The organism is Enterobacter cloacae complex sp.6700776 (assembly GCF_048284255.1).
GTDB classification, from domain to species: Bacteria; Pseudomonadota; Gammaproteobacteria; order Enterobacterales; family Enterobacteriaceae; genus Enterobacter; species Enterobacter intestinihominis.
Genome location: NZ_JBLVYK010000002.1, coordinates 92,355 through 116,524, shown reverse-complemented (window position 1 = coordinate 116,524; position 24,170 = coordinate 92,355). Strand labels below are relative to the sequence as shown.

The 24,170-nt window shown below is 56.0% G+C and carries 22 protein-coding genes; 2 read left to right on the top strand and 20 right to left on the bottom strand.

The features are described 5' to 3' along the window. Window positions 1-410 precede the first annotated feature (410 nt). Together serA and rpiA are read right to left on the bottom strand one after the other, a co-directional pair. Window positions 411-1,643, bottom strand: coding sequence for a phosphoglycerate dehydrogenase (gene serA, locus ACNQ0T_RS04560; protein ID WP_022649321.1), 1,233 nt, complete (start codon window positions 1,641-1,643; stop codon window positions 411-413). Window positions 1,644-1,908: 265 nt separating this feature from the next. Beyond that, the gene (rpiA, locus tag ACNQ0T_RS04555; protein WP_022649322.1) at window positions 1,909-2,568 is read right to left on the bottom strand and encodes a ribose-5-phosphate isomerase RpiA; all 660 of its coding nucleotides are present in this window, start codon (window positions 2,566-2,568) and stop codon (window positions 1,909-1,911) included. A 127-nt stretch (window positions 2,569-2,695) separates the two neighbouring features. Between rpiA and argP the strand changes: the two genes are divergently transcribed. Continuing rightward, window positions 2,696-3,589, top strand: coding sequence for a DNA-binding transcriptional regulator ArgP (gene argP / locus ACNQ0T_RS04550; protein WP_003860089.1), 894 nt, complete (start codon window positions 2,696-2,698; stop codon window positions 3,587-3,589). 42 nt (window positions 3,590-3,631) lie between these two features. Here the strand turns inward: argP and ACNQ0T_RS04545 are convergent, their stop codons facing one another. From ACNQ0T_RS04545 to tkt, 13 genes are all read right to left on the bottom strand, one after another. Continuing rightward, a complete protein-coding gene (locus tag ACNQ0T_RS04545; protein WP_022649323.1) occupies window positions 3,632-4,354 on the bottom strand; it encodes an oxidative stress defense protein in 723 nt (240 codons plus the stop codon). 92 nt (window positions 4,355-4,446) lie between these two features. Beyond that, window positions 4,447-5,082 (bottom strand): arginine exporter ArgO, encoded by a 636-nt coding sequence (argO, locus tag ACNQ0T_RS04540; RefSeq protein ID WP_003860085.1) that lies wholly within the window; start codon window positions 5,080-5,082, stop codon window positions 4,447-4,449. A gap of 143 nt (window positions 5,083-5,225) precedes the next feature. Further along, a complete protein-coding gene (locus ACNQ0T_RS04535; protein WP_022649325.1) occupies window positions 5,226-6,080 on the bottom strand; it encodes a small-conductance mechanosensitive channel MscS in 855 nt (284 codons plus the stop codon). A 188-nt stretch (window positions 6,081-6,268) separates the two neighbouring features. Continuing rightward, complete coding sequence (gene fbaA / locus ACNQ0T_RS04530) at window positions 6,269-7,348, bottom strand: class II fructose-bisphosphate aldolase (RefSeq protein WP_017692704.1); 1,080 nt, start codon at window positions 7,346-7,348, stop codon at window positions 6,269-6,271. Window positions 7,349-7,440: 92 nt separating this feature from the next. Next, on the bottom strand, window positions 7,441-8,604 hold the full coding sequence (pgk, locus tag ACNQ0T_RS04525; protein ID WP_015571809.1) for a phosphoglycerate kinase: 1,164 nt from the start codon (window positions 8,602-8,604) through the stop codon (window positions 7,441-7,443). Window positions 8,605-8,653: 49 nt separating this feature from the next. Beyond that, window positions 8,654-9,673 carry an erythrose-4-phosphate dehydrogenase gene (gene epd, locus ACNQ0T_RS04520; protein WP_063853797.1) on the bottom strand — a complete coding sequence of 340 codons (1,020 nt, stop codon included), beginning with the start codon at window positions 9,671-9,673 and terminating at the stop codon, window positions 8,654-8,656. 292 nt (window positions 9,674-9,965) lie between these two features. After that, window positions 9,966-10,676, bottom strand: a complete 711-nt coding sequence (locus ACNQ0T_RS04515; protein ID WP_022649327.1) for a nucleoside/nucleotide kinase family protein — start codon at window positions 10,674-10,676, stop codon at window positions 9,966-9,968. Next, window positions 10,673-11,182 (bottom strand): MltR family transcriptional regulator, encoded by a 510-nt coding sequence (locus ACNQ0T_RS04510; RefSeq protein WP_023306897.1) that lies wholly within the window; start codon window positions 11,180-11,182, stop codon window positions 10,673-10,675. The genes ACNQ0T_RS04515 and ACNQ0T_RS04510 overlap by 4 nt, the downstream gene beginning before the upstream one ends. Window positions 11,183-11,197: 15 nt before the next feature. After that, entirely contained in the window at window positions 11,198-12,169 is a 972-nt protein-coding gene (gene glpX, locus ACNQ0T_RS04505) for a class II fructose-bisphosphatase (RefSeq protein WP_284097934.1), read from the bottom strand. Then, window positions 12,166-13,443 carry a zinc-binding dehydrogenase gene (locus ACNQ0T_RS04500; protein ID WP_417929671.1) on the bottom strand — a complete coding sequence of 426 codons (1,278 nt, stop codon included), beginning with the start codon at window positions 13,441-13,443 and terminating at the stop codon, window positions 12,166-12,168. Before ACNQ0T_RS04500 ends, glpX begins: the two co-directional genes overlap by 4 nt. Before the next feature lie 23 nt (window positions 13,444-13,466). Then, window positions 13,467-14,846 (bottom strand): PTS mannitol transporter subunit IICB, encoded by a 1,380-nt coding sequence (locus tag ACNQ0T_RS04495; protein ID WP_023306900.1) that lies wholly within the window; start codon window positions 14,844-14,846, stop codon window positions 13,467-13,469. 27 nt (window positions 14,847-14,873) lie between these two features. Then, a complete protein-coding gene (cmtB, locus tag ACNQ0T_RS04490; RefSeq protein ID WP_417929669.1) occupies window positions 14,874-15,317 on the bottom strand; it encodes a PTS mannitol transporter subunit IIA in 444 nt (147 codons plus the stop codon). A gap of 314 nt (window positions 15,318-15,631) precedes the next feature. Beyond that, a complete protein-coding gene (tkt, locus tag ACNQ0T_RS04485; protein WP_417929667.1) occupies window positions 15,632-17,623 on the bottom strand; it encodes a transketolase in 1,992 nt (663 codons plus the stop codon). A gap of 272 nt (window positions 17,624-17,895) precedes the next feature. Between tkt and ACNQ0T_RS04480 the strand changes: the two genes are divergently transcribed. After that, the gene (locus ACNQ0T_RS04480) at window positions 17,896-18,654 is read left to right on the top strand and encodes a M48 family metallopeptidase (RefSeq protein ID WP_003860073.1); all 759 of its coding nucleotides are present in this window, start codon (window positions 17,896-17,898) and stop codon (window positions 18,652-18,654) included. A 45-nt stretch (window positions 18,655-18,699) separates the two neighbouring features. On the opposite strand, the gene ACNQ0T_RS04475 is transcribed toward ACNQ0T_RS04480, so the two are convergent. Genes ACNQ0T_RS04475 through ACNQ0T_RS04455 form a run of 5 tightly spaced genes read right to left on the bottom strand, consistent with a single transcriptional unit; the run spans window position 18,700 to window position 24,161 of the window. Next, a complete protein-coding gene (locus tag ACNQ0T_RS04475) occupies window positions 18,700-20,340 on the bottom strand; it encodes a thiamine pyrophosphate-binding protein (RefSeq protein ID WP_417929665.1) in 1,641 nt (546 codons plus the stop codon). A gap of 13 nt (window positions 20,341-20,353) precedes the next feature. Continuing rightward, window positions 20,354-21,823 (bottom strand): aldehyde dehydrogenase, encoded by a 1,470-nt coding sequence (locus ACNQ0T_RS04470; RefSeq protein WP_063150138.1) that lies wholly within the window; start codon window positions 21,821-21,823, stop codon window positions 20,354-20,356. 9 nt (window positions 21,824-21,832) lie between these two features. Next, window positions 21,833-22,603: an aspartate dehydrogenase gene (locus tag ACNQ0T_RS04465; RefSeq protein ID WP_324285985.1), complete on the bottom strand. Its 771-nt coding sequence runs from the start codon at window positions 22,601-22,603 to the stop codon at window positions 21,833-21,835. A gap of 9 nt (window positions 22,604-22,612) precedes the next feature. Then, complete coding sequence (locus tag ACNQ0T_RS04460) at window positions 22,613-23,407, bottom strand: SDR family oxidoreductase (protein ID WP_417929664.1); 795 nt, start codon at window positions 23,405-23,407, stop codon at window positions 22,613-22,615. Then, window positions 23,391-24,161: an alpha/beta fold hydrolase gene (locus tag ACNQ0T_RS04455; RefSeq protein WP_038416704.1), complete on the bottom strand. Its 771-nt coding sequence runs from the start codon at window positions 24,159-24,161 to the stop codon at window positions 23,391-23,393. The genes ACNQ0T_RS04460 and ACNQ0T_RS04455 overlap by 17 nt, the downstream gene beginning before the upstream one ends. Window positions 24,162-24,170 lie beyond the last annotated feature (9 nt).

The window sequence follows — 24,170 nt, the reverse complement described above, 5'->3', positions numbered from 1 at the left end:
CATTGTAGGTCGGGTAAGCGTAAGCGCCACCCGACACACAGACCGCACGAACATTGTAGGTCGGGTAAGCGTGAGCGCCACCCGACACACAGACCGCACAAACATTGTAGGTCGGGTAAGCGTAAGCGCCACCCGACACCACAGACCGCACGAACATTGTAGGTCGGGTAAGCGTAAGCGCCACCCGACACCACAGACCGCACGAACATTGTAGGTCGGGTATGCGTAAGCGCCACCCGACACACAGACCGCACGAACATTGTAGGTCGGGTAAGCGTAAGCGCCACCCGACACACAGACCGCACGAACATTGTAGGTCGGGTAAGCGTGAGCGCCACCCGACACACAGACCGCACGAACATTGTAGGTCGGGTAAGCGTAAGCGCCACCCGACAGCACAGACCGCACTATCAGTACAGCAGACGCGCGCGAATCGTCCCCGGAATGGCCTTCATGCTCTGCAATGCTTTCTCGGCAATGTCTTCATCCGCTTCAATATCAATCACCACATAACCCATCTGCGCGTTCGTTTGCAGATACTGCGCGGCAATGTTGACGCCCTGTTCGGCAAAGATCTGGTTGATAGCAGTCAGCACGCCCGGACGGTTTTCGTGAATGTGCAGCAGACGACGCCCGCCGTGTAGCGGCAGAGACACTTCCGGGAAGTTCACCGCAGAGAGCGTTGAACCGTTGTCGGAATATTTGCTCAGCTTGCCCGCCACTTCCAGGCCGATATTCTCCTGCGCTTCCTGAGTAGAACCCCCGATATGCGGCGTCAGGATCACGTTGTCGAACTCGCACAGCGGAGAGGTGAACGGATCGCTGTTGGTGGCCGGTTCCGTCGGGAACACGTCAATCGCCGCACCCGCCAGATGCTTACGCTTCAGCGCATCGCACAGGGCAGGAATATCGACCACTGTACCGCGCGCGGCGTTGATCAGCAGTGAGCCCGGCTTCATCAGCGCCAGCTCTTCCGCTCCCATCATGTTTTTTGTGGACGCATTTTCCGGCACGTGCAGGCTGACCACGTCGCTCATGTTCAGCAGGTCAGAAAGATGCTGCACCTGCGTCGCGTTACCCAGCGGCAGTTTGTTTTCGATATCGTAGAAAAACACGTGCATGCCAAGGGATTCCGCCAGAATACCGAGCTGCGTACCGATGTGGCCGTAACCAATAATCCCGAGTTTTTTACCACGCGCTTCGTAGGAGCCCGCGGCCAGTTTATTCCACACGCCGCGGTGCGCTTTGGCGTTAGCTTCCGGAATACCGCGAAGGAGTAGCAGCAGCTCGCCAATCACCAGCTCCGCCACGGAACGGGTGTTGGAGAACGGGGCGTTAAAAACCGGGATACCGCGTTTTGCGGCGGCATTCAGATCAACCTGATTGGTACCGATACAGAAACAGCCAATCGCCACCAGCTTTTCCGCCGCAGCAATAACGTCTTCAGTCAGTTGGGTACGGGATCGCAGGCCAATGAAATGGGCATCACGGATGGACGCTTTCAGCTCTTCAGTATCCAGCGCGCCTTTGTGAAATTCGATGTTGGTGTAACCTGCAGCGCGAAGGCTATCGAGCGCTTTCTGGTGCACCCCTTCAACCAGCAGGAATTTAATCTTGTCTTTCTCCAGTGATACCTTTGCCATTTACCCGACCCTGTTTTTATCTGAACTGATGTTGTGCTGGATATAAATCCCGTGCAGCCAACATATCAAAAAAAACTATTGCAGCAATATGAACGTTTGCGTCGGCACTCTGAAGAAAAGTCATACAGAGCAAAATGACAGAGGAAAATGCTATGGAAATTTACAAACGCGGAAGGATCGGCAAAAGAGGCGGAAAAACGTGACACAAGTCACCGAATTTAGCTTTTCAAAATTTTTTAGCGGGGGGAGCGCTCCCCCCGTCAGATCATTTTACGATGGTTTTTACACCGTCAGCCGTGCCGATCAGCGCCACATCCGCGCCACGGTTGGCAAATAACCCTACGGTCACGACACCCGGAATGCCGTTGATCGCATTTTCCAGCGCAATGGCATCGAGGATCTCAAGGCCGTGAACGTCGAGGATCACGTTGCCGTTGTCGGTCACCACACCCTGACGGTATTCCGGACGACCACCCAGCTTCACCAGCTGACGTGCCACGGCACTGCGCGCCATCGGGATCACTTCGACCGGCAGCGGGAAACTCCCCAGAATGTCGACCTGCTTGGAGGCGTCCGCGATGCAGATGAACTTATCCGCCACGGAGGCAATGATTTTTTCACGGGTCAGCGCCGCGCCACCGCCTTTGATCATCTGCATGTGGCCGTTGATTTCATCCGCGCCATCAACGTAAATGCCCAGACGGTCCACTTCGTTGAGGTCGAAAACAGTGATGCCGAGGCTTTTCAGCTTTTCCGTGGAAGCATCGGAGCTCGAAACCGCGCCCTCGATTTGCCCCTTCATCGTGCCCAGCGCATCGATAAAGTGCGCCGCCGTCGATCCCGTACCAACACCGACAATGGTACCCGGCTGTACGTACTGGAGAGCGGCCCATCCTACTGCTTTTTTCAGTTCATCCTGCGTCATGATCGTTTTGCCTGTGGTGTGAAAACTCAGGGCGCATTATAGAACACGTCGAATGGATTTCGTCTGCCACGAAGGGAAAATTGTGTCATAGTGCAGATTAAGCAAAATTAAGGAGTCAGCCAGAGCAATGAAACGTCCGGACTACAGAACACTACAGGCACTTGATGCAGTTATTCGTGAACGCGGTTTTGAGCGCGCGGCGCAAAAGCTGTGCATCACCCAGTCCGCCGTATCACAGCGTATCAAACAGCTTGAAAACATGTTCGGGCAGCCGCTGCTGGTGCGTACCGTACCGCCGCGTCCAACGGAGCAAGGACAAAAGCTCCTCGCCCTGCTACGTCAGGTTGAACTGCTGGAAGATGAGTGGCTGGGCGATGAACAGACCGGCTCCACGCCGCTGCTGCTGTCGCTGGCGGTGAACGCCGACAGTCTGGCAACCTGGCTGCTGCCGGCCCTTGCGCCGGTACTGGCCGACTCCCCTATCCGCCTGAATCTCCAGGTTGAAGATGAAACCCGCACCCAGGAACGTCTGCGTCGCGGCGAAGTGGTTGGTGCCGTCAGTATTCAGCCTCAGGCGCTGCCAAGCTGTCTGGTGGATCAGTTGGGCGCGCTGGATTACCTCTTCGTCGGTTCAAAAGCCTTTGCCGAGCGCTATTTCCCGAACGGTGTGACCCGCGCCGCGCTGCTAAAAGCCCCTGCCGTCGCGTTCGACCATCTGGACGATATGCATCAGGCCTTCCTGCAGCAAAACTTCGATCTGCCGCCGGGCAGCGTGCCGTGTCATATCGTTAACTCGTCCGAAGCCTTTGTGCAGCTTGCACGTCAGGGAACCACCTGCTGCATGATCCCGCATCTGCAGATTGAGAAAGAGTTGAAAAGCGGTGAGCTGATTGATTTAACTCCGGGGCTGTATCAGCGCCGGATGCTGTACTGGCACCGTTTTGCGCCGGAAAGCCGCATGATGCGCAACGTCACCGACGCGCTGCTGGCGTTTGGGCATAAGGTGTTAAGACAGGATTGAAAAACAAGCCGGGTGGCGGCTTCGCCTTACCCGGCCTACGGGTTACTGAGCTGGCTTTTCAGTCGGCTCCAGCTGGAACACCACATCAACCTGATCGTCGAACTGAATGGTTGGCTGCTCGTAGGTTTCCTGAGCAGAAACCGGCGCGGCATCCGCTTTCATCATCCGCACCATCGGGCTTGGCTGGTAGTTTGAGACGTGGTAACGCACGCTGTAAACCGGACCGAGCTTGCTCTTGAAGCCGGATGCCAGCTGCTGCGCCTGATGAATGGCATCATCAATCGCCGCTTTACGCGCTTCGTCTTTATACTTCTCCGGTTGCGCAACGCCCAGCGAGACGGAACGAATTTCGTTCAGCCCTGCCTTCAGCGCACCATCCAGCAATCCGTTGAGCTTATCAAGCTGGCGCACGGTCACTTCTACAGTACGCACGGCGCGATAGCCTTTCAGGATGCTTTTGCCGTTCTGGTAATCGTAATCCGGTTGAGTACGCAGGTTCGCAGAGCTGATGTCTTTTTTCGCGACACCGTTCTGTTCCAGGAAAGAGAGGTATTGCGCAACACGATCGTCTGCCTGTTTCTTGGCGGAAGCAGCATCTTTCGCCGCCACGTTCACTTCAATTGCCAGGGTTGCAACATCCGGTACCGCATCCACGCTTGCCGTACCTGAAGTGACAATGTGCGGGCCGTTTGGCAGTTCATTCGCCTGCACCGACACCGCACCTAAACTTACTAATGCCGCCAGGGCCATCACCTTAAACTTCACTGTCATTCCTCCATGTTGCGAAGAGTGCCCTGTTAACAGGGCTCATGCCAGCAAGCTTAGCGGGTCTTGTTCAGATGTCCATAAGACAACGCTTAGTTGAACAATCCCTGTACGTGATGAATGCCCTCTTTCGCCAGCTGGAAGGCAATAAACCACATCACCAGCCCCACCAGGGTATTGATAATGCGCTGCGCTTTGGCGGTACGCAGTCGTGGCGCCAGCCATGCCGCCAGGATCGCAAGACCAAAGAACCAGAGGAAGGAGGCGCTGACCGTACCGAGCGCAAACCAGCGTTTGGGCTCAACGTCCAGCTGTCCACCCAGGCTGCCGAGCACCACGAACGTATCAAGATAAACGTGCGGGTTAAGCCATGTCACGGCGAGCATGGTGACGATAATCTTCCAGCGCCCTTGCTTCATCACTTCGGCGCTCGCCAGCTCAAGATTGCTGCTCATGGCCGTTTTCAGGGCGCCAAACCCGTACCACAGCAGAAACGCTACGCCGCCCCAGGTAACCAGTGCCAGCAGCCACGGCGACTGCATCAACAGGGCGCTGCCGCCAAAGATCCCGGCGCAAATCAGCAGCAGATCGCTCACCGCGCACAGCAGGGCAATCATCAGATGGTACTGACGGCGGATGCCCTGATTCATCACGAACGCATTTTGTGGACCAAGGGGAAGGATCATGGCCGCACCTAACGCAAGCCCTTGAAAATAGTAAGATAACATAACGTAATTCTCGCAGAGTTGTCCTGGGGCAGACTATACTGCGGGAACGACATTAGAGGAAATGGATAATATTAATTGGGGATTAGCGAGGCTAATAAAAGAAAAGCCCGGTGTCGCTGATGCTTACCGGGCCTACGGAGACGTTACTCTGCTTCTTTGACTTTTTTGACGTTTACATCCATCTGCGGGTACGGGAAGCTGATGCCGTTGGCATCGAAGTCACGCTTAATGCGCTCCAGCACATCCCAGTAAACGTTTTGCAGATCGCTGCTTTTGCTCCAGATGCGCACCACAAAATTAATGGATGATGCGCCCAGTTCATTCAGACGAACGGTCTGCTCGCGGTCCTTCAGAATACGGTCATCTGAAGCAATGATGTTGGTAATCAGAGACTTCACCTGATCGATATCGGAATCGTACGCCACGCTGATGATCAGCTCGTTACGACGCACCGGCTCGCGGGAGAAGTTAATGATATTGCCGGCAATGATTTTCCCGTTCGGTACCACCACAATACGACCGTCGACAGTACGCAGAGTGGTAGAGAAAATCTGTACCTGCAACACGGTACCCGCGATCCCGCCTAAATCCACGTATTCACCGGAACGGAACGGACGGAAGGTTACCAGCAGTACGCCCGCCGCCAGGTTCGACAGCGAACCCTGTAATGCCAGACCAATGGCCAGACCGGCAGCACCGAGCACAGCGATGACGGATGCCGTCTGCACGCCGACACGCCCCAGCGCCGCAATCAGCGTAAAGGCGATGATGCCGTAACGCACCAGCGCGGAGAGGAAATCGGCGACCGTGGCGTCAATGTGTCGTGCAACCATCACCCGGTTGACCGCGTTCGATACGATACGCGCCACGATCATCCCGACAATGATGATGGCAATAGCGGCAACAATATTCACAGCGTAGCTCAGCAGTAGCGCCTGGTTGCGCACCAGCCAGTTACCCGCGTGATTGATGCTGTCTACAACATCAAGTTGTTCCATTTATTCTTCCTTTTGCTAAACCAAAACACAAAATCTATCCCTTAAGGGGACAGGCAGGTCAGTAAAGGGTAAACAAAAAGAGCGGGTAATGCCAAACAGATCACAAAATCAGGTATTGCAGGATATTGAAAAAGCATAAAAAAAGGCCCGCATTTGCGGGCCTTCTGATGTGCTGTCAGCAGTTCAAATTACAGAACGTCAACCGCGTTCAGTTCTTTGAAAGCCTGCTCCAGACGAGTAATCATAGAAGTCTGGGCAGCGCGCAGCCATACGCGTGGATCGTAGTATTTCTTGTTCGGCTGGTCTTCGCCTTTCGGGTTGCCCAGCTGACCTTGCAGGTAAGCTTCGTTGGTTTTGTAGTATTGCAGGATACCGTCCCAGGTTGCCCACTGGGTGTCGGTATCGATGTTCATTTTCACTACGCCGTAGCTTACGGAATCTTTGATTTCCTGAGCAGAAGAACCGGAACCGCCGTGGAAGACGAAGTTCAGGCTGTTGTGCGGCAGGTTGTGTTTCTTAGACACATATTCCTGAGAATCACGCAGGATGGTCGGGGTCAGAACCACGTTACCTGGCTTGTACACGCCGTGCACGTTACCGAAGGATGCTGCGATGGTGAAGCGTGGGCTGATTTTGCTCAGCTCGGTGTAAGCGTAATCAACGTCTTCTGGCTGAGTGTACAGAGCAGAAGCGTCCATGTGGCTGTTGTCCACACCGTCTTCTTCACCGCCGGTGCAACCCAGTTCGATTTCCAGGGTCATGCCCATTTTGGACATACGCGCCAGGTACTTAGAGCAGATCTCGATGTTTTCTTCCAGAGACTCTTCGGACAGGTCGATCATGTGAGAAGAGAACAGTGGCTTACCGGTTGCTGCGAAGTGTTTTTCACCTGCGTCCAGCAGACCGTCGATCCATGGCAGCAGTTTTTTCGCGCAGTGGTCAGTGTGCAGGATAACCGGAACACCGTAATGCTCAGCCATCTGGTGAACATGATGTGCGCCAGAGATAGCACCCAGGATAGCAGCGCCCTGAGGAACGTCAGTTTTCACGCCTTTACCTGCGATGAACGCAGCGCCGCCGTTAGAGAACTGAACGATAACCGGTGCTTTAACTTTTGCAGCGGTTTCCAGTACGGCGTTGATGGAGTCGGTACCTACGCAGTTAACTGCTGGCAGAGCGAAGTTGTTTTCTTTAGCTACCTGGAACACTTTCTGTACGTCATCACCAGTGATAACGCCAGGTTTTACGAAATCAAAAATTTTAGACATGTTGCTTAGTCCTGTATCTTCGGCCGTTAGAAAAGGTGCGAGCTCTGATAAGCGCGCTGAAAATTGGGCAGGTTTCCCTGCCCCTGAATGGCTTACTTCTTAGCGCGCTCTTCGAGCATTGCTACTGCTGGCAGGACTTTGCCTTCCACGAATTCGAGGAATGCGCCGCCACCAGTGGAGATGTAGGAGATCTTGTCAGCGATACCGAACAGGTCGATAGCTGCCAGGGTGTCACCACCGCCTGCGATAGAGAACGCTTCGCTGTCTGCGATAGCGTTTGCAACGATTTCAGTCCCTTTGCGGAAGTTCGGGAATTCGAACACGCCGACAGGACCGTTCCACAGGATAGTTTTTGCGTTTTTCAGGATTTCAGCCAGTTTCTGTGCAGAAACGTCGCCCAGGTCCAGAATCTGCTCTTCATCTTTGATGTCATTAACAGATTTAAGGGTTGCGGTAGCAGTTTCGGAGAACTCGGTCGCCACGCGAACGTCAGTTGGAACCGGGATATCACAGGTGCTCAGCAGGCGTTTGGCTTCGTCAACCAGATCCGCTTCGTAAAGGGATTTACCCACGTTGTGGCCTTGCGCAGCAACGAAGGTGTTCGCGATACCACCGCCAACGATCAGCTGGTCAGCGATTTTGGACAGGGAATCCAGAACGGTCAGTTTGGTAGAAACTTTAGAACCACCAACGATAGCGACCATCGGACGAGCAGGTTCTTTCAGTGCTTTACCCAGAGCTTCCAGTTCGTCAGCCAGCAGTGGACCTGCACAGGCGACGTCTGCGAATTTACCGATACCGTGGGTAGAAGCCTGCGCACGGTGAGCCGTACCGAATGCATCCATCACGAATACGTCGCACAGCGCAGCGTATTTTTTGGACAGGGTTTCGTCGTCTTTCTTTTCGCCTTTGTTGAAGCGAACGTTTTCCAGAACAACCAGCTCACCTTCGGCAACTTCCACGCCGTCCAGGTAATCTTTCACCAGGCGAACCGGGCTGGACAGTTTGTCTTTCAGGTAATTAACAACCGGCAGCAGAGAGAACTCTTCGTTGTACTCGCCTTCAGTTGGACGGCCCAGGTGGGAGGTGACCATCACTTTAGCGCCCTGCTTCAGAGCCAGTTCAATGGTTGGCAGAGATGCACGGATACGCGCGTCGCTGGTCACTTTGCCATCTTTAACCGGTACGTTCAGATCGGCACGGATGAAAACGCGTTTACCTGCCAGATCCAGATCGGTCATCTTAATTACAGACATGGTGAATCCTCTCGTTGATTCTTAAAGTTTTGCAAGCGCAAGGTGCGCTCTACCTGAAACCTTTTGCGGCCATGGCTAACGTGGTGTCGAGCATTCGGTTAGCAAAGCCCCATTCGTTATCACACCAGACCAGCGTCTTGATGAGGTGCGCACCACTGACTCGCGTCTGCGTGCCATCCACGATGGCGCTGTGCGGGTCGTGGTTAAAATCTACTGAGACCAACGGTAATTCCGTATAGTCAACTATACCATGAAATGCTCCCTGTGCCGCTTTTTGCAGCAACAGGTTGACTTCACAGGCTTTTACCGGTTTTTTCACCGTCACGCTAAGATCGATTGCGGTGACGTTTATCGTCGGGACGCGCACGGCAATCGCTTCGAAACGGTCGTTAAACTGCGGGAAAATACGCGTGATCCCGGCAGCCAGTTTCGTATCCACCGGAATGATGGACTGGCTCGCCGCGCGAGTGCGTCGTAAATCCGGATGGTAGGCGTCGATAACCTGCTGATCATGCATGGCGGAGTGAATCGTGGTCACGGTACCGGATTCAATGCCATACGCATCGTCTAACAGTTTAATGACCGGAATAATGCAGTTGGTGGTACAGGAGGCGTTGGAGACAATGCGGTGTTCAGCCTGCAGCTCGTGCTGGTTGACACCAAACACGACGGTGGCGTCGAGGTCGTGACTGCCGGGATGGGAGAACAGCACTTTTTTCGCGCCAGCATTCAGATGCGCTTCGCCATGTTCACGGTTACCGTACACGCCGGTACAGTCCAGCACCACATCCACACCCAGTTCGCGCCAGGGCAGCTCTTCAATACTGTTCTCATGCAGCACGCGGATGGCATCGTCACCGACGAACAGCTGTTCCCTTTCCTGGCGAACGTCCCAGGCAAAGCGACCGTGGCTGGTGTCATATTTCAATAAATGCACCATGCCCGCAGCATCCGCCAGTTCATTGATTGCCACCACGGTGATTTCCGCACGACGCCCGGATTCATATAAAGCACGAACCACGTTGCGCCCGATGCGACCGAAGCCATTAATCGCTACGCGTACGGTCATAGATCTCCTGCAAAGCTATCCCTGAGTTTGAGGTGGCTGAAAGAGTAATCCAGCGACGCCCGAAGGGGAATCCTTGCTGTCACAAACTGCGATTGATTGGTCAATTGTCGAACATTTAATCGACTGAAACGCTTCAGCAAGAATAAGCGAATCGGGGAATAAAAGGAATCTCTGTCCAGATTAAGAGCGATTTTATCTGATCTCCATCACATTTTTCCGGAATAATCCCTTTTCTTCCCGCCACGTAAAACGCGGCGGGTTGACCGCTGCACCCATGGAACGCCGCGAAAGATCAGACGAGTCGGTATTCGCCATTTGCCGACATCATCAGTTCCACATTGGCAGAACGGCTGTGACGCAAAACACGCTCCACGTTTGGCCCGTCGGTGCGCGCATAAAACGCGTCGGCGTCGGCCTGAGAGAGTCCCCCGGCCAGCTTACGCCCTACCAGGCGCGTACGTAACGCTTCAGCGGGCGCGCGAATGAACAATGAAAAATCGCAGTATTCCATCAGCGTTCGCCATCGTTCGTCATCAAGCAGCAGCCAGTTACCCTCAACAATCACGACAGGGGCCGTTACCACAATAGCCTCTTCGACAGGATCGTGCGTTTGTCGGTCATACTGCGGCCAGGTACTGTCGCCTTCTTTTATCTGCCGCAGATGTTGCGCAAGCCTGTCGACATCAAAGGTCTCGGGCGCGCCTTTGTACGCACGCAGGTTATGGGCCTCAAGCCACGCGTTGTAGTGATGAAAACCATCCATCGGCAACGTCTGGATCGGCGGCATCCCCTCCATCTGACGAGAGAGGAATTCCCAGAAGGCGGTCAACGTGGATTTGCCCGTCCCGGGCGGCGCGCTGAGAAAAACAATCGTACGTTTGCTGGCGCTGGCAGAATGCAGTTTCGCCAGTTGCCGCAGCAAAGGCTTATGAACATTTTCGATTTCGTCATCAGGGTAATGTGCTTCTACATGTAGCCCGTTAACCGTTAGCCCAATTTTCACGGCGTCAGTTCCTTTAAAATTGTCGTTACCGCCAGGGTGAGCGCCGTCTTGATCATTGCGGTAAAGCGCACCTCAGACCATGCGGCAAAGTCAGCAAATTTCATCGACTCCAGCGCGCTGAATAACGTCGCGTTACGGGTGATGCAATTAACGTTGCTGATAAAATCCCAGGTGATGTCATCGGCGAAGTCAGGGATCGTATCCTGCTCTTTCAGATACTGATAAAACTGCGAAAAATGCGTAATGTCGGCGTAGAGCCATTTTTCCATTTTCCCCAGCGCATAGATCAGTCGTAACGCCACATCAATGTCATCAAGCGGCCCACTCCGGGCGAGTAACGGCTTCACTGCATATTCCACGATCTCTTCATCGTTATCGACAAACAGCGACGGCAGAAAACATTTAATGCCCTGGAGCAAAAAAGACTGTGCCGTCGTCATGAATGCGAGGAGGTTATTCTGAGCATCCAGTTGCTCAAGCACATCGTCTTCTGTCAGCGTCGTCATTTGTATCTCGATAAATCACCGTGAATGCAGAGAGTCTATTATATTACACGTTCGATCTGCGCCGCCGATCAGTAAAGTTTGCGTGCGCACACCCTTCGCAACCTGTTGAATACCTTTAACCAGTTCGCCGCCCGTCACGCCCGTCGCGCTGAACAGGATGTCATTGCCCTTTACCAGTTCGCTAAGGGTATAGATACGATTGACTTCCACTTTCATCTCCGCACAGCGGCGGTGCTCCTGCATGGCGACCCGACGGTTCTCAGGACTCTCCCCTTTCGCTTCACAGAAATCGATCAGTTCCGCCTGCATATCGCCGCCCAGCGCTTTCACCGCGCAGGCGGAGATCACCCCTTCCGGCGCGCCGCCTGTGGTGTACATCAGATCATAAGGATTATCCTGTAAGCAGGTCAGTACGCTGGCAGCGACATCGCCATCGGGCAGCGCAAACACTTTCACGCCCAGCTGCGTCGCCTCGGCAATTGCATTTTGCAGGCGCGGTTTGTCCAGCGTCACCATCCGCAGATGCTCCAGCGGCTTGCCCAGCGCCCGGGCAACGTTGCGAAGGTTTTCTGCCAGCGGGAGATCGAGGCTGATTGCCCCGGCGGCCGCTGCGTTAACCACCAGTTTTTTCATGTACATATCAGGGGCATGAAACAGGCTGCCCTCAGGCGCAAACGCCATCACTGCCAGAGCATTGCTTTGCCCCATCGCCACCATGCGGGTGCCCTCTATGGGGTCGACGGCAATATCTACCGCCGGGCCGACGCCGCTTCCAACCTCCTCACCAATCCACAGCATTGGCGCATGGTCAATCTCACCTTCGCCGATGACGATACGCCCGCGAATCGCTATCGCGTTTAGCGCCTCGCGCATGGCGGTTACCGCCAGCCCGTCGATTTGGTTTTTATCGCCGCATCCGGTTTGCGGCCAGGCGGCCAGCGCCGCCTGTTCCGTAACGCGAAAGAGCGGCCATGCCAGAGACATCATGCTGCCGCCTCCCCAATATCCACCCCAAACTTCGCCAGCAAATAGCGCTCTGCTTTTTCATTCCAGATGCCGTGAGTCTCTTCCACAAGCCTTGCCAGCTCCCGGAAAAGCGGATCGGTTTTACCCTTTTCGGCAAAATCGGCAATGGCCGTTAACGGCATGGTGACACCGTTATAGATAAGCTTCTTGCCTCCAGGAATGTCCGGCAGGTTGAGTACCGTATGCGGCACCGCATCAAGGCCGCCGATGTGGGTCACCATAAACGACGGCTGAAGCTGGCCCGTCGCACTCAGCGCAATCGCCTCTTTCATGTCCTCCGTCGAGCCGCCGGAGGTGCCCACCACGTGGGTACTGTTGTAATGGACGTTGTAAAAATTAAACGGCACCTTGAAATTGCTGTCCGTTGGTCCGGCGAAGAAATTCAGGCACCCGTCCTCGGCGAGAAGATCGTCTGCCAGTTCAATGACCGCCGGAACCGCGGCATAGACAAACACGTCGTCAAAGCCTGCATTGTCAGTTAATGCGCGTAACGTAGCGGCCGGGTTCTCCAGTTCAGAGGTATTGACATAGATAAGCTCAATACCCTTTTGTGCCGCCAGCTCAACCGGCAGGAGTTTTTCCGCCTGCGCAAGGCGGGCCTCATCAATATCTACCACCACAACGCGCGACGGCTGAATCCCGCCGTTAATCGCATAATCAATAGCGCCAATTCCCATCGGCCCGGCGCAGGCCAGAAGCGCAATCTTACCTCCCGGTTTCACACCCATCCGGTGCTCATAAACATATTGCGTCGTATGATAATTGGCGTTATACGCGCCGATAATGCAGCACATGGGTTCCGCCAGCGAAGCTGCCGCAAAATAGGAGCCGTGATAAGGTAAAACGCAGCCCAGATTAATCGCGACCTCTGGAATAATCATATACGTCGCATTGCCGCCAAAATATTCGTAGCTGTATCCAGCGGAATAACCGCTTGGCAATCCCATTGCCGGTTGTAAAACAAAGCGCTGACCTTTTTTATATTTCCCGGTAAGGTTTTTTCCGACCTCAACAATCACCCCGGCGCATTCATGTCCGGTAATGACCGGATGATTTTCCAGATCGTCCGGCACACGTTTATGTTCACTGCCTAATTTGGCTGCCTTCCAGGTGGATAAACAAACGCTGTCGGAAATTACGCTCACCAGCAGTTCATTGTCGCTTATTTCGGGCAGTTCAAATTCGCGGATACGAACATCCTGCTTGCCATAAATGGCAGCCACTTTCGTTTTCATAATGACTCCAGGAACCAGATAGATTAATTCGCCGTTAGATGCTTAAATAATTCGTCAAGCTTCGGATCGCCGAGATAGTTTTTTATCAACACTAACGGTTTGTCACTGACCCGTTTAGCGCGCCCCTCCAGGCTGGCATGGGTAACAATAATGTCCGCGTCGTCAGGCACATTTTCGATGGCATAATGTTTTACTTCGATATTTTGTCCGGCTTTTTCCAGGCGCTTCCGGAATGTCGTCGCGCCCATAGCGCTAGAGCCCATTCCGGCATCGCAGACAAAAGCGATATGCTTAACATCCTGGTAAGAAAACTTGCCTTCCTGCTTCATGGCTTTTACGGCGTTGGCAGAATAATTGAAAGTATCTTCCGTTTCAGCTTCGCTATTTTTATCCATCTTCAGGATAAAAGAGGCGACCGCAAAGGTGACCAACGTGCCTGCCGTTACGCCAGCAATCGTGGCGAGGAATGCGCCTTTAGGCGTTAACGCGAGGTAGGCGAAAATCGAACCCGGACTTGGGCCAGCCACCAGTCCACCGCCTAACAGGTTAAATACCCACGTCCCGCTCATGCCGCCAGCAATCATCGCAATCAGCGTCAGTGGTTTCATCAGTACGTAAGGGAAATAGAGCTCATGAATGCCGCCCAGGAAGTGAATGATCATCGCGCCGGGGGCTGACTTTTTCGCCATTCCTTTGCCGAAAAAAGCAAAAGCCAGCAGCAGGCCTAAACCCGGCCCGGGGTTGGAGGCCACCATAAAGAAGATGGATTTACCCGTCTCGGAAGCCTGCTGCATCCCCAGCGGATAATAAACCCCCTGATCGATAGCGTTATTTAAAAACAGGATTTTTGCCGGTTCGTTAATCAACGACAGCAGCGGCAAGTAGCCTGCATGTACCAGTGATTCAATACACTCTTTGATAAAGTTATTGGCAATCGACACCGCAGGACCGATGACTTCAAACCCCAGCAGGCAGAGGATCATGCCCGCAATACCCAGCGAGAAGTTGTTGATGACCATCTCAAAACCCGCTGGAATGCGTTTATCCAGCATTCGGTCGATATGCTTAATCACCAGGCCGCCGAGTGGCCCCATGATCATTGAGCCGAGGAACATAGGAATATCCGCGCCGATGATCACGCCGATAGTGCCGATCCCCCCCATCACCGCCCCACGTTTGCCGCCAACCAGGTGTCCACCGGTAGAGCCAATCATCACCGGCAGTAAATAGGTGATCATCGGTCCGACAATTTTGGCGAAATGCTCATTTGGCATCCATCCGGTTGGTATAAATAATGCGGTAATAAATCCCCAGGCAATAAAAGCGCCAATATTCGGGATGACCATTGCAGTCAAAAAGCCCCCAAAAGCCTGGACCTTTGCACGAGCAGACTTGTGTTCCATAATAATATCCTGTTAAGGAGAGAATAATTATGCGCGAGCGATAATATCCGCCAGTTGCTTTTCTGACTTAGCGGTTAACAACGCTGACAGCATATCTTCTTCACATAATAATTCGCTTAATACCTGGATAGCGTCGATATGTGAATCCGCATCCGCCGCAGATAAACCAATGAGTAATTTTACTGGCTCATCGTCGTCGGCAAACTGCACTTCCTGTTTAAGAAGCGTTAATGACATACCTGTTTTTAAGGCACCGCACTCCGGACGGGCATGAGGCATTGCTACACCCGGAGCGAGAATGTAATAAGGACCATTAGTGAGCGTCGAGGTTTTAATTGCTTCAATATAATCAGCATTAATATAATGATTTTGCAGCAAAGACGACATGGAAAAATCAATGGCTTCCTGCCAGTCCTTTGCTGCGGATTTTATTGATATTGAGGATTCAGGGAAATAATCAATTAACCGCATATATCATCCTTATTTTATTTTTAAGGTACAACGTATCGCTAAAAACAAAATACGCCTGCGGTAAAATGAAATCAAACGGAGAGAAAATAGCGAGCATGTCAGAGTGGATTTTAATAAAACGAATAAAAACAGATCGTTAAAAACAAGAAATTAAAAAGCAAGTCTATATATGTGATATCCATTGCAAATTAAACATATTATAACTTTTCGTATTTGTGATGGAAATCACCAAATATATGTTGTTAACACCAAAGAAAATACCACCAAAATAAAAACGGGCCGCCTGAGCGACCCGTTTTGCCTCACTGGGAGAGTTACAGCAGTTCTTTCGCTTTAGCGACAACGTTCTCAACGGTGAAGCCGAACTCTTCGAACAGCAGCTCTGCCGGAGCAGATTCACCGAAGGTGGTCATACCGACGATAGCGCCGTTCAGGCCCACGTATTTGAACCAGTAATCAGCAATACCCGCTTCCACTGCCACGCGAGCGGAGACCGCTTTAGGCAGTACAGATTCGCGGTACGCGGCATCCTGCTTGTCGAACGCATCGGTAGACGGCATGGAAACCACGCGCCCTTTCACGCCTTCAGCAGTCAGTTTTTCCCATGCTGCAACGGCCAGTTCAACTTCTGAACCGGTCGCGATGAAGATCAGCTCAGGCTGGCCCGCGCAATCTTTCAGCACGTAACCACCGCGGGCGATGTTTGCCAGCTGCTCTGGGGTACGTTCCTGCTGCGCCAGGTTCTGACGGGAGAGGATCAGCGCGGTCGGGCCGTCCTGACGCTCAACGCCGTATTTCCACGCCACCGCAGATTCAACCTGGTCACATGGACGCCATGTGCTCATGTTCGGGGTCACGCGCAGGGAAGCTACCTGCTCTACTGGCTGGTGAGTTGGACCGTCTTCGCCCAGACCGATGGAGTCGTGGGTGTAGACCATCACCTGACGCTGTTTCATCAGCGCAGCCATACGCACGGCGTTACGTGCATATTCCACAAACATCAGGAAGGTAGAGGTGTACGGCAGGAAACCACCGTGCAGAGCGATACCGTTGGCAATCGCGGTCATCCCGAATTCACGTACACCATAATGGATGTAGTTACCGGCAGTGTCTTCGTTGATTGGCTTAGAGCCAGACCACAGGGTCAGGTTAGATGGCGCCAGGTCAGCGGAGCCGCCGAGGAATTCTGGAAGCAGAGGACCAAACGCTTCGATCGCATTCTGAGACGCTTTACGGCTGGCGATTTTAGACGGGTTCGCCTGCAACTTCGCGATGAACTCGTTCGCTTTCGCGTCGAAGTCAGACGGCATGTCGCCTTTCATACGACGGGTGAATTCAGCCGCTTCCTGTGGGAAGGCTTTCGCGTAAGCCGCGAACTTCTCGTTCCAGGCTGCTTCTTTCGCCTGGCCCACTTCTTTCGCATCCCACTGCGCGTAGATTTCAGATGGGATTTCGAAGGCAGGGTGTTTCCAGCCAAGCGCTTCACGGGTCAGTGCGATTTCCGCGTCGCCCAGTGGTGCGCCGTGGGAGTCGTGAGTGCCCGCTTTGTTCGGAGAACCGAAGCCGATGATGGTTTTGCACATCAGCAGGGACGGTTTGTCGGTCACGGCGCGCGCTTCTTCTACGGCACGTTTAATCGAGTCAGCATCGTGGCCATCAACGCCGCGCACAACGTGCCAGCCGTAGGCTTCGAAACGTGCGGCGGTGTCGTCAGTGAACCAGCCTTCAACGTGACCGTCGATGGAGATGCCGTTGTCGTCGTAGAACGCAACCAGTTTACCCAGCTTCAGGGTGCCTGCCAGGGAGCACACTTCGTGAGAAATGCCTTCCATCATGCAGCCGTCGCCCAGGAACGCATAGGTGAAGTGGTCAACGATGTCGTGGCCAGGACGGTTGAACTGTGCCGCCAGGGTCTTCTCAGCAATCGCCATACCCACGGCATTCGCAATGCCCTGACCCAGCGGACCGGTAGTGGTTTCAACGCCAGCGGTGTAGCCCACTTCCGGGTGACCTGGAGTTTTGGAGTGCAGCTGACGGAAGTTTTTCAGCTCTTCGATTGGCAGATCGTAGCCAGTGAGGTGCAGCAGGCTGTAGATCAGCATAGAGCCATGGCCGTTAGACAGCACGAAACGGTCGCGGTCTGCCCATGCCGGGTTCTGCGGGTTGTGGTTAAGGAAATCACGCCACAGGACTTCGGCGATGTCAGCCATGCCCATAGGGGCGCCCGGGTGGCCGGATTTGGCTTTCTGTACTGCGTCCATGCTCAGCGCACGAATAGCATTAGCAAGCTCTTTACGTGAGGACATTTTAACTCCAGATCGGACTGTTAAAGGCCATGCCCTTGACGACAGCGCGTTTTGGGCTACGCCGGAAAAAAGTGCCAACAATGTAACCCAAGCCGCAGGGCATGTACATGGACCATTCTTTTGCAGCTTAAGAAATCTCTGGATCATGCTCGCATGTTGCGCAATCTACTCGCCCGCCCCTGTAGATATTCCTTATACTTAGCCCGACACCGGCTTCGTTGACGGTGCATTTTTCGGAATTAATTCAGATTAACGAGTACGGAAGCAACATCATGAAAATGCGTGCAATTGGGCTGGCTGTGGGAACAACGCTCCTGCTAAGCGGCTGTCAGAATATGGATTCTAACGGCCTGATGACCTCAGGCGCAGAAGCTTTTCAGGCCTACTCATTGAGCGATGCGCAGGTGAAAGCGCTGAGCGACGAGGCCTGTAAGGATATGGATGGAAAAGCTACGCTTGCCCCGGCAAACAGCACCTACACGCAGCGTCTGAACAAGATTGCTTCCGCGCTGGGCGACAACATTAACGGTCAGCCGGTGAACTACAAGGTGTATATGGCGAAAGACGTAAACGCCTTCGCGATGGCTAACGGCTGTATCCGCGTTTACAGCGGCCTGATGGACATGATGACCGACAACGAAGTGGAAGCGGTGATCGGCCATGAAATGGGTCACGTTGCTCTCGGTCACGTGAAGAAAGGGATGCAGGTTGCGCTGGGCACCAATGCCGTGCGTGCTGCGGCGGCCTCTGCGGGCGGCATTGTCGGCAGCCTGTCCCAGTCGCAGCTGGGCGACGTGGGTGAGAAACTGGTTAACTCCCAGTTCTCCCAGCGTCAGGAGTCGGAAGCGGATGACTACTCTTACGATCTGTTGCGCAAACGCGGCATCAATCCATCGGGTTTAGCCACCAGCTTCGAAAAACTGGCGAAACTGGAGGAAGGCCGTCAAAGCTCCATGTTTGACGATCACCCGGCCTCCGTTGAACGCGCGCAGCATATCCGTGACCGCATGGCGGCAGACGGAATTAAATAAAACTTCGGCCCGGTGCGCGCCGCGCTACCGGGCAACAAGGCTCAATCAGTACAGCGTTTTCTGTGGCGGCCCGGCAAACTTCAGGGCGCCAATCTGCCCCATCCGCACTTCCACCACCGACGGCCCCGGCATCGCCAGCGCTTCCGTCATCACCGCATCAAAGTCCTCAGCCCGCTCAACGCTCCAGGCCTGTAGGCCAATCGCCTGCGCCAGCAGGGTAAAGTCCGGTGTATGCAGTTCGTTATAATACTGACGCCCGCCAAAATATTTATCCTGAATACCGCGCATTACGCCGTAGCCCCCGTCGTTCATGATGAGCAGCGTCACGTTGGCTTTCTCCTGCGCCAGCGTCGCCAGCTCGCCTAAATTCAGGCTCAGGCCGCCGTCGCCCACCAGTCCCACCACCCTGCGCTGCGGGTTAGCAATCGCGGTGCCGATGGCCATCGGCAGTCCCATACCAATCGCCCCGGCGAGGGAGTGAATGTTCAGCAGCGGACCGTTAGCCCTGAACAGACGGCTACCCCACAGGCTGCCGGACACGGTGATATCGCGCACCAGCAGGCCGTCTTTCGGCAGGGCTTTTTCTATGGCGTCGTTAAGCTTCGCATAGGCGCCGCACTGCTCGCGCAGCCCCTGCTCAGCTTGCCCGACCGCCTGCTGCACCTGCATATCCCACTGGGCGTTGCCCCACTCGCGGCTCTGCACTTTTTTAGCCAGCGCGCCAAGCAGCGCTGAACAATCTGCTATCAACGTGCTATCCATCAGGTAGTTACGGCTGGCCGCCGCCGGGTCGATATCAATCTGCACGCACGGGGACGGCAGCTCAAGCGTCCAGGAGCGGGTTTCGTTGCTGCGCAGACGTGAACCGGCCACCAGCGTAAAATCACACTGCGCAATCAGCGCCTCCACCGACGGCGAGTTGTGGAACGCCCGCAGGCTGGCGCGGTGGTCGTCCGGCAGCACGCCGCGCGCGTGGGTGCTGGAAATCACGGTGATGCCCGCATCCGCCAGTTTTTTCACCGCCTCAGCGCTTCCCAGCGCCCCGCCGCCCAGCCACAGCAGCGGCTGTTTCGCCTGTTTGAGCTGCGCCCACAGCGCGTCAACCATCCCGGTATCCACGGCTGGAACCGATGCCGGTTTGACCGGGGCGGTTACCAGCGACAGCGGAATTTTGGCGCCCTGAATATCAATCGGGATTTCCACCGAAACCGGTCCGCACGGCGGGGTCTGCGCGTCCTGGATGGCTTTATGCAGAATGGCTATCGCCTGATTCGCATTGCTGATACGGTACGCCCGTTTTGAGCTGGCCTTCAGGAAGGTCAGCTGATCGCGGGTTTCATGGATAAACCCGGTGTCGGCGTCCAGCCAGGCTTTCTCTACCTGCCCGGTTAAATGCAGCAGCGGCGTGCAGGCATTCATCGCTTCCACCAGCGCGCCTACCGCGTTCCCGGCCCCCGCGCCGGTGCTGGTCAGCGCCACGCCGAGGCCGGAAAAGCGCCCGTGAGCATCGGCCATGGTGACGGAACCGGCTTCACCGCGCGCGGGTACAAAGCGGATATTGCCCCGCTGCCCAACCGCATCCGCTATCGGCAGGTTGTGAATGGAGATGACGCCGTAGATGGCCTCAACCTGATACTGCTCCAGCGTTCTGGCGATGGCGTCGCCGACGGTTATCATTTCGCTCATTGCTCACCCTTTCTCAGTCGCACCAGTGGTTGACGCTGTTACCCGTCGCCAGATAAATGCTCTTTTGTTGCATCCAGGCTTTCAGCCCCTGGATACCCTTCTCGCGGCCCAGACCGCTCTCTTTAAAGCCCCCGAACGGGGTCGAAATCGCAAAAACCTTGTAGGTGTTGATCCACACCGTGCCTGCCTCCAGCTGCTCGCTGAGACGCAGGGCGCGCCCGGTATCGCGCGTCCAGATCCCCGCCGCCAGGCCGTAAACCGAGTCGTTCGCCTCGCGAATAAGCGCCGCTTCATCGCCAAACGGCATCGCCACCAGCACCGGGCCGAAGATCTCTTCCTGACATGCGCGGGCGCTGTTGTGTAGCCCTTCGATAATGGTTGGCTGGAAGAAGCTACCGTTTGCCAGAGCGGGATCGGCGGGGATCTCGCCGCCGCACAGCACGCGGCCCCCTTCCCGCTTCGCCAGTTCGACGTACTCGATCACGCTCTGGCGATGTTTCTCGCCGATCAGCGGTCCGACATGCACGCCGTCGGTAAACGGATGCCCGACGCGCAGCCCGCGAGTTAATTCCAGCAGCCTCGCCATCAGCGGGGCGTAAATACTCTCGTGGATAAACAGCCGCGATCCGGCGATGCACGCCTGCCCTGCCGAGCTGAAAATGCCGTAGCAGATCCCACGCACCGCCTGTTCGATATCGGCATCCTCCAGCACGATAGTCGGCGATTTGCCGCCCAGCTCCAGCGAGGCCGGGATCAGTTTTTCCGCCGCCACGTGCGCCAGATGACGGCCCGTAGTGGTTCCGCCGGTAAAGGAAATTTTGCGCACGCGAGGATGACGCGCCAGCGCATCACCAATCACCGAGCCTTTGCCCGGCAGCACGCTCAGCAGCCCGGCGGGCAGCCCGGCCTGTTCAAAAATCCGCGCCAACTCCAGCGCCATCAGCGGCGTGGCTTCGGCGGGCTTGAGGATCACCGCGTTCCCGGCGGCAATCGCCGGTGCGACCTTCTGCATTTCGCTGGCAATCGGCGAGTTCCACGGCGTGATGGCCGCTACCACGCCAAGGGGCTCGTAGCGGCTCAGCGTCAGCAGATCCGGCTGGCGCGGTGTCGGAAGTTCCCCTTCCAGCAGCTCGCAGGCGGCGGCAAAGTAGCGCGCCGTTCCCGCCGCGCTCATCACCAGCCCGCACGCTTCCGCCAGCGGCTTGCCGTTATCCCGGCTCTGCATCTGCGCCAGTTCATCCACACGGGATTCAATAAGATCCGCCACCTTGTGCAGGATCTTCGCCCGCACGTGCGGAAGGCTGTTACGCCAGGCGGGATCGCGCCACGCGCGCTCTCCGGCGTCTACCGCCTCCTCCAGGTCATCCAGACTGGCGGCGTTCAGCGTCGCGTTGATCGACCCGTCTGCCGGGAAGTGGCTCTGCATCGGGTTACCTCCGCCGTGTCGCCACTGGCCGCCGATAAAAATCTTCAGATCGTCCATCGTCACTCCTCAGCTCAGGGCCAGCTCGCGGCAGGCGCGCACCGCGCTCAGTGCCGCCAGGGTGGAGGTTTTAGGGTTAGACGCCAGCGGCAGCCCGCTCAGCTCCAGATGGAATTCGCCAAACAGCCCTTCGACGTGCAGCGTGTGGGTGTTACGTTTCGTTGCCGGGTCAACCATCAGCTGCACGCGGGTGTCATCCATCCCGACGCCGCCGAGCGCCACGGTCGCCGCTACGTTGGCGTTCGCCGGGAACAGCCGCGCCGCCTCGCGAGCGCTGCCTTCAAAAAAGACCTTTGCCTCAGCCACTGAATTCAGATCGATAAGCTGCTCGGCATAGCTGCCGCGCCAGCTGGCCGGGCTTTTGCGCGACTGATAGGTGACGCGTTCAAGCCCACCCTCTTTCGCTGCCGCCAGCCCGTCGATACCGGCCACTGCACCGGAAAGCAGAGTCAGTTTTCCGCCCGCGGCGAGCAGACGCTGCTCCAGCGCGCTGTCCGCCAGCGCGCCGGTGGAAATGACGGCCAGATGCCAGCCGCGACGCAGGATCTCTTCCCCGTACTGGGCCACCGCCTGCTGGCTGGCGCATTCCAGCACCAGATCCGGCGTTTGCGCGCACGCCATTGGCGACGACAGCGCCTCGACCGCATCGCCAAACTGGTCGTGAATGGCGGCATGGTGAGACGCGCGCGCCACGATCCAGCCGATAGCCACACCGGCGGGCAGGCGCTCAATCACCGCCTGCGCCATGGCACCAAAACCAATCAACATTACCTTTTTCATGATGCGTCCTTACAGATGGCGACAGAAGCCGCCGGAAACGTCCAGCGCGGCGCCGGTGGTAAACGAGGCCAGCGGCGAGGCGAGGAACAGCAGCGCCTGCGCGGGCTCCTGCGGCTTGCCGAGGCGCGCCATTGGAATGCCGCGCTTGCGCGCGATATCCGCCGTCCACTCCTGCCAGCTCTGGCTTTTGTCCGCCCGGTTTTCAAAGCGGCGCTGCCACTGGCCGGACTCCACCATGCCGAGCAAAATGGAATTGACGCGAATGCCTTTACCCACCAGTTCTTTCGAGAGCGTCAGCGTCATGTTCAGCAGCGCGGCACGAGCAGCGGAGGTAGCGATCATGTGCTCCTCCGGCTGTAGCGCCAGCAGGGAGTTGACGCAGGTAACAGAGGCAATGTCTGACTGCTCCAGCAGCGGCTGAAACGCCTGCACCGGATTGATGACGCCAAACAGCTTCAGCTCTGCCTCGTGCAGCCACGCCTCGCGCGGGGTGTCATGGAAGTGCGCCACGTAGCCCTGCCCGGCGTTGTTGATCAGCAGATCAGCCGCGCCAAAGCGCGCCTGCACCGCATCCGCAAAGGCCTGAACCTCGTCGGCGTTCAGCACGTCGCAGCGGTAAGAAAAAATCTCCCCGTGGGGGAATTCGTTTTGCAGCGTCGCATGGGCGCTGGCGAGCCGATCCGGGTCACGGCCGCAGAAGGCGACTTTCGCCCCTTCACCCAGCAGCAGGCGCAGCGTTTCAAAGCCAATGCCAGAAGAACCGCCGGTGACTACCGCTACGCGCCCGTCAATTTGTGCATTCATCGCGCACCTCTTCGTTAATGCGTAAAAGCTGTTGGTTGAAAAACACGTCGTTATCGAGATAGCTGGCGTGCCCGGCCTGCGGAATGGCGGTAAACGGCATGCCGTAGCGCAGCGCCAGCCCCTGCACCAGTTCGGGCTGCGTTATCGCGTCCTGCTCGCCGCACCAGACTTCAAACGTGCCGGAGTATCGTTTAAGCCAGCCGTGAATGTCGTCATGCGCCAGCATCCACGCGGCGGCAAGGTAGCCTTCCGGGCGCAGCGTGCGCATGCCCGCCGCGACGGTGGCGATATCTTCCGCGCGCGCGCCGGGGCGCAGCAGCTTCGCGGCACGGGTCTGGGCGAGGATTTCGCCGCCCAACGCCATCTGCTGCTCGCGGTTGCGCCAGACCTGCTCCCGCTGCTCCGGCGCGGCATTGCCGTAGCCCTGCGCAGCGTCGGCCAGTACAAGATGAATGACGCGATCCGGGAACTTCGCCGCAAAGGCACTTGCGACCAGTGCCCCCAGGGAATGGCCCACCAGCACCGCCTGCCAGACACCGGCGCGATCCAGCATCGCCGCCAGCACGTCGGCGTAATCCCCCGCGTTTGCCCGCGCGACGGCCAGCATCGGGCTTTCGCCATAACCGGGCATGTCCCACGCCAGCACGCGAAAACCGTTCAGCGCCATCTGCTTGTGCCAGGACGCAGCGCCAGAGCTGATCCCGTGTAGCAGCATCAGCGGAATGCCGCTTCCCTGTTCACGAAAACCCGTCATGGCGCCCCC

Bases quoted from the DNA above. Each gene is read 5' to 3' on its own strand.
- ACNQ0T_RS04495 (WP_023306900.1), bottom strand. From the start codon at position 14,846: ATGGAACACAAGTCTGCTCGTGCAAAGGTCCAGGCTTTTGGGGGCTTT.
- ACNQ0T_RS04465 (WP_324285985.1), bottom strand. From the start codon at position 22,603: ATGAAAAAGGTAATGTTGATTGGTTTTGGTGCCATGGCGCAGGCGGTG.
- ACNQ0T_RS04455 (WP_038416704.1), bottom strand. From the start codon at position 24,161: ATGACGGGTTTTCGTGAACAGGGAAGCGGCATTCCGCTGATGCTGCTA.
- tkt (WP_417929667.1), bottom strand. From the start codon at position 17,623: ATGTCCTCACGTAAAGAGCTTGCTAATGCTATTCGTGCGCTGAGCATG.
- ACNQ0T_RS04460 (WP_417929664.1), bottom strand. From the start codon at position 23,407: ATGAATGCACAAATTGACGGGCGCGTAGCGGTAGTCACCGGCGGTTCT.
- glpX (WP_284097934.1), bottom strand. From the start codon at position 12,169: ATGATGTCTCTGGCATGGCCGCTCTTTCGCGTTACGGAACAGGCGGCG.
- rpiA (WP_022649322.1), bottom strand. From the start codon at position 2,568: ATGACGCAGGATGAACTGAAAAAAGCAGTAGGATGGGCCGCTCTCCAG.
- fbaA (WP_017692704.1), bottom strand. From the start codon at position 7,348: ATGTCTAAAATTTTTGATTTCGTAAAACCTGGCGTTATCACTGGTGAT.
- argO (WP_003860085.1), bottom strand. From the start codon at position 5,082: ATGTTATCTTACTATTTTCAAGGGCTTGCGTTAGGTGCGGCCATGATC.
- argP (WP_003860089.1), top strand. From the start codon at position 2,696: ATGAAACGTCCGGACTACAGAACACTACAGGCACTTGATGCAGTTATT.
- ACNQ0T_RS04500 (WP_417929671.1), bottom strand. From the start codon at position 13,443: ATGAAAACGAAAGTGGCTGCCATTTATGGCAAGCAGGATGTTCGTATC.
- ACNQ0T_RS04480 (WP_003860073.1), top strand. From the start codon at position 17,896: ATGAAAATGCGTGCAATTGGGCTGGCTGTGGGAACAACGCTCCTGCTA.
- cmtB (WP_417929669.1), bottom strand. From the start codon at position 15,317: ATGCGGTTAATTGATTATTTCCCTGAATCCTCAATATCAATAAAATCC.
- pgk (WP_015571809.1), bottom strand. From the start codon at position 8,604: ATGTCTGTAATTAAGATGACCGATCTGGATCTGGCAGGTAAACGCGTT.
- ACNQ0T_RS04475 (WP_417929665.1), bottom strand. From the start codon at position 20,340: ATGAGCGAAATGATAACCGTCGGCGACGCCATCGCCAGAACGCTGGAG.
- serA (WP_022649321.1), bottom strand. From the start codon at position 1,643: ATGGCAAAGGTATCACTGGAGAAAGACAAGATTAAATTCCTGCTGGTT.
- ACNQ0T_RS04510 (WP_023306897.1), bottom strand. From the start codon at position 11,182: ATGACGACGCTGACAGAAGACGATGTGCTTGAGCAACTGGATGCTCAG.
- ACNQ0T_RS04470 (WP_063150138.1), bottom strand. From the start codon at position 21,823: ATGGACGATCTGAAGATTTTTATCGGCGGCCAGTGGCGACACGGCGGA.
- epd (WP_063853797.1), bottom strand. From the start codon at position 9,673: ATGACCGTACGCGTAGCGATTAATGGCTTCGGTCGCATCGGGCGCAAC.
- ACNQ0T_RS04535 (WP_022649325.1), bottom strand. From the start codon at position 6,080: ATGGAACAACTTGATGTTGTAGACAGCATCAATCACGCGGGTAACTGG.